General features: G+C 70.2%; 16 protein-coding genes. 8 read left to right on the forward strand and 8 right to left on the reverse strand.

From position 1 onward, the window contains the following. Window positions 1-114: 114 nt before the first annotated feature. The 6 genes from ACQPWW_RS04630 to ACQPWW_RS04655 all read right to left on the reverse strand — a co-directional run bounded on the left by ACQPWW_RS04630 (window position 115) and on the right by ACQPWW_RS04655 (window position 4,893). On the reverse strand, window positions 115-768 hold the full coding sequence (locus ACQPWW_RS04630; protein ID WP_433129445.1) for an O-methyltransferase: 654 nt from the start codon (window positions 766-768) through the stop codon (window positions 115-117). Then, window positions 765-1,433 carry a Maf family protein gene (locus ACQPWW_RS04635; RefSeq protein ID WP_433129447.1) on the reverse strand — a complete coding sequence of 223 codons (669 nt, stop codon included), beginning with the start codon at window positions 1,431-1,433 and terminating at the stop codon, window positions 765-767. The genes ACQPWW_RS04630 and ACQPWW_RS04635 overlap by 4 nt, the downstream gene beginning before the upstream one ends. A gap of 168 nt (window positions 1,434-1,601) precedes the next feature. Beyond that, on the reverse strand, window positions 1,602-2,768 hold the full coding sequence (locus ACQPWW_RS04640) for a S8 family serine peptidase (RefSeq protein ID WP_433129449.1): 1,167 nt from the start codon (window positions 2,766-2,768) through the stop codon (window positions 1,602-1,604). Beyond that, window positions 2,768-4,150, reverse strand: a complete 1,383-nt coding sequence (locus tag ACQPWW_RS04645; RefSeq protein WP_433129451.1) for a hypothetical protein — start codon at window positions 4,148-4,150, stop codon at window positions 2,768-2,770. The genes ACQPWW_RS04640 and ACQPWW_RS04645 overlap by 1 nt, the downstream gene beginning before the upstream one ends. Beyond that, window positions 4,147-4,611 carry a hypothetical protein gene (locus tag ACQPWW_RS04650; RefSeq protein WP_433129453.1) on the reverse strand — a complete coding sequence of 155 codons (465 nt, stop codon included), beginning with the start codon at window positions 4,609-4,611 and terminating at the stop codon, window positions 4,147-4,149. Before ACQPWW_RS04650 ends, ACQPWW_RS04645 begins: the two co-directional genes overlap by 4 nt. Window positions 4,612-4,698: 87 nt before the next feature. Then, window positions 4,699-4,893 carry an acyl-CoA carboxylase epsilon subunit gene (locus tag ACQPWW_RS04655; RefSeq protein ID WP_433129455.1) on the reverse strand — a complete coding sequence of 65 codons (195 nt, stop codon included), beginning with the start codon at window positions 4,891-4,893 and terminating at the stop codon, window positions 4,699-4,701. A gap of 90 nt (window positions 4,894-4,983) precedes the next feature. Between ACQPWW_RS04655 and ACQPWW_RS04660 the strand changes: the two genes are divergently transcribed. Further along, window positions 4,984-6,993 (forward strand): protein kinase domain-containing protein, encoded by a 2,010-nt coding sequence (locus tag ACQPWW_RS04660; protein ID WP_433129457.1) that lies wholly within the window; start codon window positions 4,984-4,986, stop codon window positions 6,991-6,993. A gap of 65 nt (window positions 6,994-7,058) precedes the next feature. Beyond that, complete coding sequence (locus ACQPWW_RS04665) at window positions 7,059-7,286, forward strand: hypothetical protein (protein ID WP_433129459.1); 228 nt, start codon at window positions 7,059-7,061, stop codon at window positions 7,284-7,286. Window positions 7,287-7,369: 83 nt separating this feature from the next. Here ACQPWW_RS04665 and ACQPWW_RS04670 read toward each other — a convergent pair whose 3' ends face one another. Beyond that, window positions 7,370-8,122 carry a GH25 family lysozyme gene (locus ACQPWW_RS04670; protein ID WP_433129461.1) on the reverse strand — a complete coding sequence of 251 codons (753 nt, stop codon included), beginning with the start codon at window positions 8,120-8,122 and terminating at the stop codon, window positions 7,370-7,372. A 448-nt stretch (window positions 8,123-8,570) separates the two neighbouring features. On the opposite strand from ACQPWW_RS04670, the gene ACQPWW_RS04675 reads away from it, so the two are divergent. The 4 genes from ACQPWW_RS04675 (at window position 8,571) to ACQPWW_RS04690 (ending at window position 11,729) form a co-directional block, all read left to right on the forward strand. Next, entirely contained in the window at window positions 8,571-9,314 is a 744-nt protein-coding gene (locus tag ACQPWW_RS04675; RefSeq protein ID WP_433129463.1) for a M50 family metallopeptidase, read from the forward strand. 21 nt (window positions 9,315-9,335) lie between these two features. Beyond that, window positions 9,336-10,319, forward strand: a complete 984-nt coding sequence (locus tag ACQPWW_RS04680) for a ketopantoate reductase family protein (RefSeq protein WP_433129465.1) — start codon at window positions 9,336-9,338, stop codon at window positions 10,317-10,319. A gap of 62 nt (window positions 10,320-10,381) precedes the next feature. Then, window positions 10,382-10,882 carry a sigma factor-like helix-turn-helix DNA-binding protein gene (locus tag ACQPWW_RS04685; protein ID WP_433129467.1) on the forward strand — a complete coding sequence of 167 codons (501 nt, stop codon included), beginning with the start codon at window positions 10,382-10,384 and terminating at the stop codon, window positions 10,880-10,882. Further along, window positions 10,875-11,729, forward strand: a complete 855-nt coding sequence (locus ACQPWW_RS04690; RefSeq protein ID WP_433129469.1) for a hypothetical protein — start codon at window positions 10,875-10,877, stop codon at window positions 11,727-11,729. The genes ACQPWW_RS04685 and ACQPWW_RS04690 overlap by 8 nt, the downstream gene beginning before the upstream one ends. An 18-nt stretch (window positions 11,730-11,747) precedes the next feature. Here ACQPWW_RS04690 and ACQPWW_RS04695 read toward each other — a convergent pair whose 3' ends face one another. Continuing rightward, complete coding sequence (locus ACQPWW_RS04695) at window positions 11,748-13,331, reverse strand: acyl-CoA carboxylase subunit beta (RefSeq protein ID WP_433129471.1); 1,584 nt, start codon at window positions 13,329-13,331, stop codon at window positions 11,748-11,750. 84 nt (window positions 13,332-13,415) lie between these two features. Here ACQPWW_RS04695 and ACQPWW_RS04700 point away from each other — a divergent pair, with 84 nt between their 5' ends. Then, a complete protein-coding gene (locus ACQPWW_RS04700; RefSeq protein ID WP_433129473.1) occupies window positions 13,416-14,291 on the forward strand; it encodes a biotin--[acetyl-CoA-carboxylase] ligase in 876 nt (291 codons plus the stop codon). Between the two features lie 171 nt (window positions 14,292-14,462). Then, on the forward strand, window positions 14,463-15,035 hold the full coding sequence (locus ACQPWW_RS04705; RefSeq protein WP_433129475.1) for a PH domain-containing protein: 573 nt from the start codon (window positions 14,463-14,465) through the stop codon (window positions 15,033-15,035). Window positions 15,036-15,038 lie beyond the last annotated feature (3 nt).

The raw sequence follows: 15,038 nt of genomic DNA on the forward strand, positions 1-15,038 counted from the left end.
CGGCGGCCCGGCCGCTCTGATCGACTCGGTTTCCCGGAAGTCGGGGTGTCCTACCGGGTGGGATGCCGCGACTTCCAGGATCTCGAGGCGATCAAAGCGGCCGGGCGTCGCCGCTCAGCGCACCCGGGCGAGGGTGAGGCCGTCCGCGATCGGCAGCATCACCGGGTCCACCCGTACGTCGGCCAGCACCTCGTCGTTGAAGGCGGCGATCGCCCGGTCACCCTCGTTCTGCGGCGCGACGATCCGTCCGCCGCGCAGGACGTTGTCGACCGCGATCACTCCACCGGGCCGCATCCGGGGCACCAACTCCGCCCAGTAGACCGGGTAGCCCGTCTTGTCGGCGTCGATGAACGCGAAGTCCAGGTAGCGCTCGTGCGGCAACTCCCGCAACGTCTCCCCGGCCGGGCCGATGCGCAGCTCGATCCGGTCCTGCACGCCGGCGCGAGCCCAGTAGCGCCGGGCGATGCCGGTGAACTCCTCGGAGATGTCGAAGCAGGTCAGCCGCCCGCCCTCGGGCAACCCGCGGGCGATCGCCAGCGACGAGAGCCCGGTGAACGTGCCAACCTCGACGGCCTGCCGTACGTCGAGCAGCCGGGTGAGGAACGTCAGGAAGGCGGCCTGCTCCGGTGCCACCTGCATGGTGGCGTGTTCCGGCAGCACCGACCGGGTCTCCGCGGCCAGGTCCCGAATGATCTCGTCGGGCGGGGAGCCGTGGGCGACCAGGTAGGAGTGCAGCTCGTCGGTCAGCGGAATCGACTTGGTGGTCATGACCGGACGTTACCGAGCGGCTCGACCGACTGGCCTCCGGGCGCGACCTTTGTCCACAGGTCCGTGATCCGTAGGTCGAGTTCCGCGAGGAGTCGACGCAGCAGCGGCATCGACAGCCCGACCACGGTCCCCGGGTCACCCTCGATCCGCTCCACGAACGGCCCGCCCAACCCGTCGATGGTGAACGCGCCGGCCACCGCCAGCGGCTCACCACTGGCCACGTACGCGGCGATCTCGTCGTCGCTGATATCCGCGAAGTGGACAATGGTGGAGCCGACCGCCTCCGCGCGCCGCCCGGCGGAAACGTCGATGAGGCAGTGCCCGCTGTGCAGAACGCCGCTGCGCCCCCGCATCCGCAGCCACCGCTCGGTGGCGTCCGCCGGGTCCGCCGGCTTGCCGAGGATCTCCCCGTCGAACGCCAGCACGGAGTCGCAGCCGATCACCAGAGTCCGCTGGCCGGCACCGGGGCTGAGCCGCGTCAACACCGCCTGAGCCTTGAGTCGAGCCAACTCCAGGCACAACTCCTCAGCCCGATCGGTCACCACCAACGACTCGTCCACCCCGCTGACCAGCACGTCTGGCTCAATCCCGGCAGCCTGGAGAAGCTTGCGACGAGCAGGGCTCGCCGAGGCGAGCACGAGGCGGAGCGGCAGAGTTTCAGACACCCACCCGACGTTACCGGCTAACCACCCCCACAACGCCCTCCCGCCACGCAGCCACCCGCCGCCGGCTTGAGGCCGTGATCAACTCGCCTTTGCTGATATCGCGGCATCCCACCGCCCGGACGCCGCAGAATCAAGGAACCCGAGTCGATCGCCACGCCGCCGACCAAATCAGCGACTAATCCTGGGCGGCGGATCATCACCGCGCCGCCGCCGCCGCGCCACCACCGCCCAGCCGACCCCCGCAGCCAAGATCACCCCAAGCGTGGCCAGGCCACGCACCGTCGCGCCACCCTCGTCGTCACCCGGCTGAGCACCAGCCGCCGTGGTCGAGCCAGCACCAGCCGACGCGCTCACAGATTCAAACCCCAGCGGCGGTACGTCCGCCGTCAGCGCCGCCACCAGATCGATCACGCCATAGCCGTACTCGTCGTCACGCCCAGGCGCACCCTTGTCGATCGCCGTCGCCGTGAGCCGATGCGCCACCTCCCGCGCCGGCAGGTACGGGTACTTGGACCGAATCAACGCCGCCGCCCCCGCCACAATCGCCGTGGCACTCGATGTGCCAGTGCCCTTCGAGTACTTTCCGCCGTAGCTGGTGCTGTAAATGTCGACAGCGGGAGCGACCACGTCGATCTTCGGGCCGGTCACGGAGACGGCGGCGTGCAGTCCATCACGACCGACGCCGCCAACGGCAATTACGCCTTCTTCGCTTGCCGGATATCCAAACGACCCGTAGGGCAAATTACCTACCGCTGCCACGACGATAATGTCCGCTGCGAGCGCAGCTTGGACTGCTCGAATGAGTCGATCAGTCGATGCGCCACCGCTTGAAATGCTGATTACTTGAACCCTTTTAGCCGTGGCGTACTCCACGGCAGCAGCGAGTTCGTCAGCTTCACCGAGATTGTCTGCCGCAGCCGCCTTTATTGGAAGGATCTTGGCTCTCGGTGCAATGCCGAGCGCGCCATTATTTCCGCCTCTGCCGTGCGCCGCGATAAGCCCTGCCATGCTTGTGCCATGGCTGTTCGGGTCGGTCTGGCCATTCCCCGATTCTCCCGAGACAGTGTCGATTCCCTGAAGTAGGTTGTTGCTAAGGTCAGGGTGTGGATCTACACCGGTATCGGGCACCGCAACGATGACCCCGTCGCCTTGGCTGATGGCGTGCGCTCTTCCGACATTCAGGTAACGAAGGTGCCACTGGTCGTCCCGAATGCGCTCGGCCTCGTTGGATTGTGGGGTGCGGTATATGGTATGAGGGCCGGCGGTTGCTGGCAGGCTTATGGCCGCCACGGGTAAGGTCAACGCGATTAGTGCGAATTTGGCTCTAAATGTCATTACCGCGTGAAGCCGATAGCCGGACCAGGATCAATGTTTCCCTCATCGTCGGCCGGCCGCACGACTGGCGCGACCCCCTCATCAGTCTCCCATGGATTATCGGGGTCCCAATACGGTGAGCTGTTCTCGGGCTGCTTCCGTCCGCTTGGCCGAACAGGATTTGGCTGTGCACCAGCGGGACCTGCCAGTCCGGGAGCACCGCCCAATGGTGGGAAACTTTGGGCTGCTGAGAAGCCGCGGCCCACGCCAGGTCGAGAACCTGCTCCGCCGCTAGGTGCAGTACCGGCTCCGCCGCCTCCAATAACGCCACCGATCGGATTGACGCGGCGGGGTGAGCCCGATCCTGCTCCCGGCTGATTTAGGCCAATTCCTGGTGAGCCTCCAATCAGGCCTCCGGGCGGCATGGGGTGAGGTGTAGTCGGTGGCCTCGGTCGCTGGGGAGGTTTCTCATTCCCGCCAAGTGGAGTGCCGACTGACCCTGCCTGAGGGTGTGGTGAAATTCCACCAACGGGCCGAATTGGGATGTTGGACGGCAGGCCCGCCGGAGCGCCGGGGGGTGCTGGGGAGGGATTAGTAAACCCAGGCAGGTTTAGGTTAGCCGTGGTCGGGGTTGATCCTGAACCTATTCCACCCAGGATTGGCCCGACGCCCGAAGTGGTCTGGAGAGGGGTTGGGCCCACGGAAGCTGGTTTGGAGGTTTGCAACCGTGCTGCGGGTGCCATCGGTACAGCGACAACCGGAGGAATGATCGGGCTCTGGGTGCCGGTTCCATATACGTCGGGATCATTTGGTTGATGGCCGGGTCGGCGCGGTGGTGGTGGTGGTTTTTGCAGGGTTGCTTGGGCCTGTTGGAGTTCGCCGCTGAGGTTGAACATCGCCGCTCGTGCCTGAACGTTGAGCCGTTCCAGGTCCGCATCGGTGACCGGCGCTTCGGTGACCCGGTTGCCCATCACCGCCTTCGGGTCGGCGGCCATCGACTCGAACGCCTGCTTCTGTTGGGACTTGGTCGCGTACTCCTCGTGGATTTTGCGGAGCGCGGCCCGGGTGGTGCCGATGGCCTGGGTGGCCGCGGAGAGCGCGGTGTAGTTGGCGGCGGCGGCGTTGTGGGTGCGCTGCACCTTGTCGATCAGCTCGTCGAGTTCGGCCAGGTAGGTGCGGGAGGCGGCGCTGGTTTCGGGTGGCCACGCCTCGGCGAGCCCGCGCCGGTATTCCTGGAGGCGGCTGAGGTGGATTTGCGCCAGGTCGCAGACCTTGCGCCAGCCGGCGACCTGCTTCCAGTGGTTGTCGGTCTCGTGGTCCTGTAGGCAGGCCCACATGCTGTTGACGTCCATCAGGTGCCAGTCGGTCAGGCCGGAGGTGCGGCCGGTGCCCCGTTCGATCATGGCAGCACCACCGGTCCTTCGGTGTCGGCGCCGGCGCCGGTCGGGTCGGTCAGCATGGGTGTCGGGCCGCCGGGCAGCATGCTGGTCGGGTCGGCGAGGGCCTGTCGCACGTCCACCACTCGCGCGGCGGTGAAGGCGTCGCTGTCGGCGTACCGGGTGGCGACCTGGTCGGCGGCGGCGGCCAGGTGGCCGGTGGCGCCGCGGACGGCGTAGACCATGTCGGCGGTGGCCTGTTGCGTCTCGTGGTGCGCGTGCAGGAACGTGACCAACTCGATGAAGGCGTCGCACGGGTTGGGCAGTCGCGCGGACATGTCTTCGGCGATGTACGGAAGGTGCGGCGCGTAGTTGCTCTCGACCTCGGCGGCGAGCCGGTCGGCGAACTCTCGGAGCTGGCTGATGTCGGCTTCGATGCCGCCGTAACCGCGCAGCCAGGGCGCTGGCCGGTCCTCTTCAGGGATCACGGGCCCTCCCTAGCTGTCACGACACCGTCTCCCTGAGTGAGGGTAACGGCTGCGCGCACCCCTGGCAGCCCCCGCCCGGCGGTCGGGTCAGCGAGGCTGGCCGGCGCTGCGCCACCCGCCGGAGCTGGCCGGCCGACCGCTGCGCGCCCAGGCGGACGCGGTCGTCGGCGTGGCCGTGGCGACTGGGCGGGATCGCACGATGATCGCCCCCACCAGGGCGGCCAACTCCTCCGCGGTGGGCACGCCCCGAACGACCCGGAACAGGGGCTCTTCGGCAGACATGACGCCAGGGTACGCGGCGCGAAGTTACGGGAAGCAGACAGTGGCGTGCCGGCGGTGTGAGCGTCGGCGGGTCCGGGTACCGTCTCAGCGATGTCGAACGCGCTTCCCCAACTTGTCGCTGACCGATACCGGCTCTTGTCGCCGCTCGGCCAGGGCGGCATGGGCCGGGTGTGGAAGGCGCGCGACGAGGTGCTGCACCGGGACGTCGCCATCAAGGAGTTGGTGCCGCCGCCGGGTCTCACCGACGAGGAGCGCCGCGAGATGCGCGAGCGCTCGTTGCGGGAGGCGCGGGCCATCGCCCGCCTCAACCACGCGAACGTCGTCCGCATCTTTGACGTGCTGCGCACCGATGGTGATCCGTGGATCGTCATGGAGTACGTGGCGTCGAGGTCGTTGCAGGACACTCTCGCCGAAGATGGCCCCGTGTCGGTGGCCCGCACTGTGGAGATCGGCCTCGGCGTGCTGGGTGCGCTCAGTGCCGCGCACAAAGCGGGCGTCATGCACCGGGACGTCAAGCCCGGCAACGTGCTGCTGGGCGAGGATGGCCGGGTGGTGCTCACCGATTTCGGTCTCGCCACGATTCCGGGCGACCCGAACGTGACCCGTACCGGGATGGTGCTCGGCTCACCCGCGTACATCTCGCCGGAGCGGGCCCGCGACGGCACCGCCGGCCCGGAGGCCGACCTGTGGTCGTTGGGCGCGACGCTCTACGCGGCGGTCGAGGGCAAGTCGCCCTACGCCCGGCCGTCGGCGATCGGCACGCTCGCGGCGCTGGCGACCGAGCCGATTCCGCCGCCGAAGAACGCCGGTCCGCTGAAGGCCGTGCTCAACGGGCTGCTGCGTAAGGATCCGAACGAGCGGATCACCGCCGAGGTGGCGGAGCGCCTGCTGCGCCGCGCCGGTGGCAAGCGTGCGCGTGGGATCTCACTGCTGGATGGCGTACGCCGGCCGGGGCCGAACGGCCCGCGCGAGCCGCGCCCGCCGCTGGTCCCCGCACCGCGACCGGCCGAGAGTGTCGAACGGCCGGTGTCCCCGCCAGCACCGCCGGCGGCTGCTGCTGCCGCCACGACCTCGGCCACCGATGCCACGCCGACGACAGTCGTGCCCTCCGGCGCGCACGGCGACCCGACCGCACCGGTACCAGCCGACCCGACCGCTGCGGTGCCGGCCGAGCCGACCGCGACGATCGACAGTCCGTCCGACGCCGACCCGACCGCGATGGTGCCGGCCCCGGGCGACACGAGCGACGACGGTACGACGCACACCGGCGACGGCACGACGAACGACGACGACGAGCCGACGGTCGTCGACGGCCCGCCGGTGGCTCCGGAGCAGCGCAAGCCGACGACGCCCACGTCCCTCATGCCGCCGGTGAGTCCGGCCGGGCGCGCGGCGGTGCCGGCGTTTGGCGGTACGAAGCCGAGCAACACCCGACGCAACCTGCTGATCGGGGCCGTTGTCGCGCTGCTGTTGATCGGCCTCGTGGTGGTCGTGCCGCTGCTCACCAGGGGCGACGACGAGACCCCGCAGGCCGACCCGACCGGGGCTGGCGCGACGTCGGCAGCGGCGCCGACCTCCGCCGCGGCGGTGCCCCCACCCACAAGTGGCGCACCGAGTCCGACACCTTCGGCCTCGCCCTCGGTCGACCCGAACGCGTTGCCGGCGGGTTGGAAGCTGCACAAGGACCCGGCCGGCTTCGCCCTGCCGATCCCCGACGGTTGGGTGCGCCGGCAGGTAAGCAGCGACACTGTCGTCTTCGACGAGTCCAACGGGCCGGGTGAGCTGCTCGTGCAGTGGACACCAACGCCGAAGGAAGACGCCTACAAGGACTGGCTGAGCATCGAGCCGGACCGCAAGGATATCGTCAAGAACTACCAGAAGCTCGGCATCGAGCGCTGCAACTTCTGGAAGACCTGCGCCGACTGGGAGTGGCTGGAGACCCGGGACGGGACGCGCATCCACGTCCGTAACCGCGGGTTCGTGACGGCAAGTAACCGGGGCTACGCCATGCGGTGGGAGATCGCGGAGAGGGACTGGCAGGCCAAGCTGCCGGACTTCGACCGGATCGCCAAGGGTTTCGTGCCCGACCGTCAGGACTGAAACTCATTCGCATGACCCTCCGTCGTCCTGGGTAATTGACCTTCGACGACGGAAGGAGGCACGACATGGGTTACCGACGGAGGGACACCCGGCCTCGGCTGGCGCTGTGGATGCTCGTGGCGCTCGGCGACGCGATCCTGCTGCTTGTCACGATGGGGATTCCGGCGCTCATCGCACTGTTCAGTGTGGTGCTGGTTGTTGGTTCCGGGGTGGCTGCCTGGCGGCTGACCCGCCGGGGCGAGCTGGCCCGCGAGGAAGCCGTGGTGCCGGCGTTGAGCCGACGGCGGGCCTGACCCGTACTCGAATGGTGTGGCGGCAGCCGGACCGATTGTCAACCGTGTGGTGACCGTCGATCCCGCTGCCGCCAACGGTCCGATCAGGTGTTGTTGGCCAACGCGATAAGTCGGCTGCGGTCACCGTTCCAGTAGTTGCGGTCCACGTTGCCGCTGATTCCCGAGACGACGCCGCTGCTCGTGTACTGCCAGAAGCTCCACACCGGCGCTCCGGCCGGCAGGGCGCCGGGCGTGCTCGACCAGCGGGCCAGCCAGAGCGGGTGGTTCGCCCACGGGCCGGTCCAGCTGCCGGTGCACTGGTTCCACCAGCTCGTGGTGGTGTAGATGACGGCGTACCGGCCGGTGCGGGAGCGGTAGGTGTTCAGGAAGTCCTGCACCCAGTTGCGCATTCCGGTCGTGCTGAGCCCGTAGCAGTAGCCGCCGCTGTACGGGTTGGCCTCGATGTCCAGCGCCGCCGGCAGGGTGCGGCTGTCCGCCGACCAGGCGCCGCCGTTGGAGGCCAGGTAGTTGGCCTGGGTGGAGCCGGCGGAGATGTTGGGCCGGGCGAAGTGGTACGCCCCGCGGATCACCCCGGCGTTGTACGCGTTGACGTAGTTGGCGTTGAAGTTCGGGTCCTTGTAGGTGGTGCCCTCGGTTGCCTTGATGAAGGCGAACTCGATGCCCGCGTTGCGGACGCTTGTCCAGTTGATGGTGCCCTGATAGCGGGACACGTCGACGCCGGCTGTGGTGGCGGCGGCCGCCGGTCCGGCGGTCGCGACCAAAGCCGCCGCCGCGGTGGCGAGGACGGTGAGGCCGGCCGCGAGTGCGCGGCGCAGCGATGACGAGGTACGGGCCATGAATGCCTCCAAGGACGACGCTCTATCGACAACCATCTTTGGAGGTAAGTGCCCTAGATCACAAGGGTGGCTGAAAAAAGCTTCATCGACGGGCGTCGGTCGCCCCGGTGACCGGAGCGGAACGAATCAGCGCAGGGCGGCCGGGTCGAGCTGCCAACGGAACGGCTCGACCACCGTCAACGTCTCGCCCGCCTTGGCCACCTGGTCCTCGACGTAGTGCTCACCGTCCAGCCGGAACAGCCGCAACGAATGGCCGTCGCCGTCCTGCGGTCCGGCGTCTCGCCCAGGGCGAAATAGTCGGCCTCGGTCCAGAGCCCGACGTGATGTTCCAGGGGTTCCGCACTCACCGGCGCTCACCTCCCGCCTCACTCGCCACCCGATCAGTCTCCCAGAAGACGAGCCGGTGCTCCGGAAGCGACCCGGAACGCCGCCGGTAGGCTCGCGCCCCATGATGTCGATCGACGGGCTGGGCGAGAAGTGGGACCTGCTGTTCGGCGCTCAGCCGGACCCGCCCCCGCTGCTGGTGCTGATCACCGCTGCCGTCGCGCTGGTGGTGGTGTCGACCCGGCTGCCGTGGCGGATCGCCCGCAACGCCATCACCATCGCGCACGAGGGCGGCCACGCGCTCGTCGCCCTGCTCACCGGCCGCAAGCTGCGCGGCATCCGGCTGCACTCGGACACGTCGGGGCTGACGCTCTCCGCCGGCCGCCCCACCGGGCCGGGCATGATCCTCACCCTGCTCGCCGGATACGTCGCCCCGCCGCTCGTCGGGCTGGCCGGCGCCTGGCTACTCGGCGGCAACCGGATCACCCTGCTGCTCTGGGTGGCGGTGGCGCTGCTGCTGGCCATGCTCGTCATGATCCGCAACGTCTTCGGGGTGGTGTCGCTGCTGGTCACCGGCGCGCTGGTGTTCGCCGTCTCGTGGTACGCCACACCGCAGGTCCAGGCCGCGTTCGCGTACACCGGGGTGTGGTTCCTGCTGCTCGGCGGGCTGCGACCGGTGGTGGAGCTGCAACGGCTACGGTCGCGCGGCCGGATGCCCGCCTCCGACGCCGACCAGCTCGCCGGCCTCACCCCGTTCCCGCCGCTCTTCTGGGTGTCCGTCTTCGCCCTGGTCAACCTGTTCGCCCTGGTCGCCGGCGCGCTCCTGCTGGCCGGCCCCATCCTCACCAGCGCCGGCCTGACGGTCTGACCCGACGGGCAGAATGAGGCAATGCGATACGTGATCATCGGGGCGGGTGCGGTCGGCGGGACCATCGGCGTACGGCTGGCCCAGGCCGACCGGGACGTGACAGTGGTGGCCCGTGGCGCCCACCTGGACGCGATCCGGGCGCGCGGGTTGACCCTGCGGCAGCCCGACGGCGAGGTCACCGCCCGGCTCGCCGCCCTGGACGGGCCCGGCGACCAGCCGCTGCCGGCGGACACGGTGTTGATCCTCACCGTCAAGTCGCAGGACACCGCCGGCGCGCTGGCCGCCTGGGTGGACGCGCCGGTGGTCGGTGGTGGCACCGCGGGTGAGCGGCTGCCCCTGGTGACCGCCCAGAACGGGGTGGCGAACGAGCGGGCCGCGCTGCGGCTCTTCGCCGACGTGCACCCGGTCTGCGTCTGGCTCCCGGCCACCCACCTTGATCCGGGCGTGGTGGTGGCCAACGGCCACCCGCACCCGGGGATGCTCCACATCGGGCGTTACCCCGAGGGCGCCGACGACACCGACCGGGCGATCGCCGCCGACCTGAGCGCCGCCGGGTTCGTCGCGCCGGTCCGCGAGGACGTGCTGCGCTGGAAGTACGGCAAGCTGCTCAGCAACCTCGGCAACGGCCTCCAGGCGCTGCTCGGGCGGGACATCCCGGACGTGTTGGCCGAGCGGGTACGCGCCGAAGGAGTCGCCGTGCTCGCCGCCGCCGGGATCGCGCACACCTCGCCGGCGGAGGAGAAGGCCGAACGCGGTGACCTGGTGCAGCAGCGCCCGGTCGACGGTGCGGCCCGCTCGGGCGGCTCCACCTGGCAGAGTCTGGCCCGGGGCACCGGCTCGACCGAGGTCGACCACCTCAACGGTGAGATCGCGCTGCTCGGCCGGCTGCACGGCGTACCGACGCCGGCGAACGTCGCCGTCCAGCGGGCCGTCCGCCGGGCGGTCCGGGAGCGGATCGCGGCCGGGGCGTTCCCGCTCGCCGAACTGGACAAGATGATCTCCTGATCGGGGCAACCGACGGCCCGGCCCGGCGCGTGTTCCCTGCGACCGACACGGGGAGGCAGCGGGTGCCAGACGTCGACGAGTTCGACGAGTTCTACCGGGGGAGCCGGCAACGGCTGCTCGGGTTCGTCTACGCCCTGACCGGTGACCGGGTCGAGGCTCAGGACGCCGTGCAGGAGGCGTACATCCGGGCGTGGCAGCGCTGGTCGACGGTCCGTGGGTACGACGACCCGGAGGCGTGGGTGCGGGTGGTGGCCAGCCGGGTCGCGGTCAGCCGGTGGCGCAGCCTGCGCAGCCGTGCCCGCGCGTACCTGCGGCACGGGGCCACCGAAACCGTTCCCGGACCCGGCACGGACACCGTCGAGGTGGTCGCCGCCCTGCGCCGGCTGCCCGAGGAGCAGCGCGTCGCCCTCGCCCTCTACTACCTGGTCGGCATGCCGGTAGCCGACGTGGCGCGGGAGACCGCGGCCCCGGTGGGCACCGTCAAGGCCCGTCTCTCCCGGGGGCGCGCCGCGCTCGCCGGCCTGCTCGCCGTCTCTGACCTGGAGGAGGCCACCGATGCGTGACGACCCGACGTTCGTCGAACGGCTCCAGCGGGACCTCAGGGACGTGCGCTGGCTCGACCCGGAGGAGATTCGCTCCCGGGCCCGCCGCCGCAGCCAGCGCAGGATCGTCGTGACCACAGTGGTGCTGGCCCTCGCCGGGGTTTCCGCAGTGGCGGTCGCCAACCCGCGGCAGTCCCCGCCACCGGTTCAGCCGGTCGCCTCCGCCGCGCCGACCCGGCACGAGATCACCACCGACGCCCTGCTCCAGCCGGCCGACCTGCCACAGCAGGTCGATGTGCGGCTCAGCCAATCGGGGCTGGGTGAGCCGGTCCTGCTGGATCACCTGCTCGCCGCCTGCCGGGCGAGTCAGGGGCACTCGGATGGCTGGCAGGTGTCAATCCTGTCCCGTTCGCAGACCCTGGTGCCGAAGCGAGCTTCGGCGATCCTCACCGAGGCGGACGGTCTGGTCACGCAGGATCTCTTCCGGCTGACCCCCGACGCGGCAGTTCAGCTTCTCGCCACCCTGGACGACGTGGTCGCCCCGTGCGCCGAGTGGACGAGCGTTGGAGGGTACAAGGTGGGGGGCGCGACGGGCACCGGAGCGGCGACGCACCGCTGGACGGTGGTCCAGCGGGGTTTCGCCGGCGACGGGGCTGCGCTGCTGCGGCACACCGGGTCGCCGCCCGTCGATCAGAGGACGGGCGAGCCCATCGGCGCGGCCCCCCCGCCGACCACCACGGCTGTGGTCCGGGTGGGCGACCTGATCACCGTGCTCAGTCTGGGGCAGGCCGGCACCGAGCTGGAACTGCGCCAACTGGCGGAGGTCGCCGCCCGCCGGATGTGCGTCGCCGCCAACCCGGCCTGCTGACCCCGGCCGCGGCGCCGGTCAGAGCGGGATGTTGCCGTGCTTCTTGGGCGGCAACGTCTCCCGCTTGGTGCGCAGCACGCGCAGCGCCCGGACGATCTGGGTACGCGTCTCGTGCGGCGCGATCACCGAGTCGACGTAGCCGCGCTCGGCCGCAACGTACGGGTTGGCCAGGGTGTCCTCGTACTCGGCGACCTTCTCGGCGCGAACCGCCGCCGGGTCCTCCGCGCCGGCCAGCTCGGAGCGGTAGAGGATGTTCACCGCGCCCTGTGCGCCCATCACCGCGATCTGGGCGGTCGGCCACGCGAAGTTCAGGTCCGCGCCGAGGTGCTTGGAACCCATCACGTCGTACGCCCCGCCGTACGCCTTGCGGGTGATCACGGTGACCTTGGGGACGGTGGCCTCGGCGTACGCGTAGATGAGCTTGGCGCCCCGGCGGATGATGCCGTCCCACTCCTGGCCGGTGCCGGGCAGGAAACCGGGCACGTCCACGAAGGTCAGCACCGGGATGTTGAACGCGTCGCAGGTGCGCACGAACCGTGCGGCCTTCTCCGAGGCGGCGATGTCCAGGGTGCCGGCGAAGTGCATCGGCTGGTTGGCGACGACGCCCACCGGGCGGCCCTCCACCCGGCCGTAGCCGACCACGATGTTCTGCGCGTAGAGCGGCTGGACCTCCAGGAACTCCCCGTCGTCGAGGACGTGCTCGATGACCGTGTGGATGTCGTACGGCTGGTTGGCCGAGTCCGGGATGAGCGTGTCCAGCTCCCGGTCCTCGTCGCTGATCGCCAGGTCGGCCGGCGCGTCGAAGACCACCGGCTCGTCGAGGTTGTTCGACGGCAGGTACGACAGCAGCGCCTTGACGTAGTCGACAGCGTCGTCCTCGTCGGTGGCGAGGTAGTGCGCGTTGCCGCTGCGCGTGTTGTGCGTGCGGGCCCCGCCCAGCTCCTCCATGCCGACGTCCTCGCCGGTCACCGTCTTGATCACGTCCGGGCCGGTGATGAACATGTGCGACGTCTGGTCGACCATCACTGTGAAGTCGGTGACCGCCGGGGAGTAGACCGCGCCGCCCGCGCAGGGCCCCACCACCAGGGAGATCTGCGGGATGACGCCGGAGGCCCGCACGTTACGGAAGAAGATCTCGCCGTACAGGCCGAGCGAGACCACACCCTCCTGGATGCGGGCGCCGCCGGAGTCGTTGATGCCGACCACCGGGCAACCGATCTTCATGGCCAGGTCCATCACCTTGACGATCTTCTCGCCGAAGACCTCGCCGAGCGAACCACCGAAGACAGTGAAGTCCTGCGCGAACACGCACACCTGCCGGCCGTCGACAGTGCCGTAGCCGGTGACCACACCGTCGCCGTACGGGCGGTTGCGCTCCAGCCCGAAGGCCGTGGACCGGTGCCGGGCCAGCTCGTCGAGTTCGACGAAGGAGCCCTCGTCGAGCAGCATCGCGATCCGCTCGCGGGCGGTCTTCTTGCCGCGCGCGTGCTGCTTCTCGACCGCGCGGGCCGACCCGGCGTGCACCGCCTCGTCGACCCGGCGCTCCAGGTCCGCCAGCTTGCCCGCGGTGCTGTGGATGTTGGTCCCGGTCTCGGTAGTCACCAGGGGAATATAACGATGGTTCAGGTCGGTGCCGCTGTGCAGTACCCCTCAGTGTCGGCGCCACCACCGCCGTAGGCTGGCGGAATGTCGGGCTCCCCGTACACCGATCTGGACCGCCCTCCGCTGTCGGCGGCCCGGCTGCGCCGCGCGCTTGTCGCGCCCAACGGGCCGTGGGCCCGACTGGAGCTGCGCGCCGAGACCGGCTCCACAAACGCCGACGTGGCCGAGGCGGCCCGGGCCGGCGAACCCGAGGGCCTGGTCGTGGTGGCCGAGCGGCAGACCGCCGGGCGTGGCCGGCGCGGTCGGGTCTGGCAGTCGCCACCCCGGGCCGGCATCGCGACAAGCGTGCTGCTGCGGCCCGGCGCGGCCGTGCCGGACCGCGACTGGCTGCCCGTGCCACCCACCGGGTACGGGTGGCTGCCGTTGCTGGCCGGCGTGGCGCTGGTCGAGGCGGTGGCCCTGCTGGCCGAGCTGGACGCCACCCTGAAGTGGCCAAACGACCTGCTTATCGACGGCGCGAAGTGCGCGGGGGTGTTGGCCGAGGCGGTGCCCGGTCGGGCACCGGACCAACCGCCGGCGATCGTGCTCGGCATCGGGCTCAACGTGACGCTGCGCGCCGACGAGCTGCCGGTGAACCCGACCGGGCTGCCGGCCACCTCGTTGCAGTTGGCCGGCGCGGCGGCGACCGACCGGGACCCGCTGCTGCGGGCACTGCTGCGGTCGGTCGCCGACTGGTACGACCGCTGGCGCTCGGCCGGTGGCGACGCGGTGGCCAGCGGCCTGCGCGACGCCTACCTGGCGGCGTGCGCGACGGTCGGCCGTGAGGTACGCGTCCTGCTCCCCGACGGCACGACAGTGACCGGCACCGCCACCGGAGTGGACCCGGACGGCCAACTCCAGCTCACCACCGCGACGGGCGCCCGTACGCTCGCGGCCGGCGACGTCCTGCACCTGCGCTGACCAGCCGATCCGGGTCCCGGGGGCGCGGGCCCGGGTCGAACGGGTGGAGGCCACCGAGCGGCGACCGGAGCGCAAGATCGTGAAGACTCGGGTGGGGCCGCGTGGCGGATGTTGTGGTGGGGCCTGGGGGTTTACGGTCTGCGCGTCGGAAAAATGGCGATGGAGGTTGTCGTGGCGTTCCCTGAAGACGTGCTCACCGAAGACGAGCATGTCGTGCTCCATCTGCACCCGCACTGGAAGGCGCTGATTCGGCCGATCGTGGTGCTGGTGCTGGCCATCGCCGCGGTGGTGGTCGGTGTGCTCCTGCTGCCCGAGAGTGGTGGCGGTTCGGTAGCGCTGGCCGTGATCGGAGTGATCGCCCTGGTCGGGGTCCTCTGGCTCGGGCTGTGGCCGTTCCTGGTCTGGCGCACCACGCACTACCTGTTCACCAACGAGCGGGTGCTGATCCAGCAGGGTGTCTTCTCCCGTGACCGGCGGGACCTTCCGCTCACCCGGGTCAACGACCACTCGATGAACCAGCGGTTCGTCGAGCGCCTGCTCGGCTGCGGCACGCTCACCATCGAGTCGGCCGGTGAACGCGGGCAGTCGGTGCTCGCCGACGTGCCGAATGTCGGGAAGGTGCAGACCACCCTGTACGAGCTGGTCGAGGCACAGCACGACAGGCACTCGCTCGGTGACGGGGAGATGCGCGACATCCTCGCCGACATGCAGGACGGCAAGCCGCTGCGGGACACCACTACCTGATCC

It is taken from the genome of Micromonospora sp. CA-240977 (assembly GCF_050942285.1).
Classification (GTDB): domain Bacteria; phylum Actinomycetota; class Actinomycetes; order Mycobacteriales; family Micromonosporaceae; genus Micromonospora.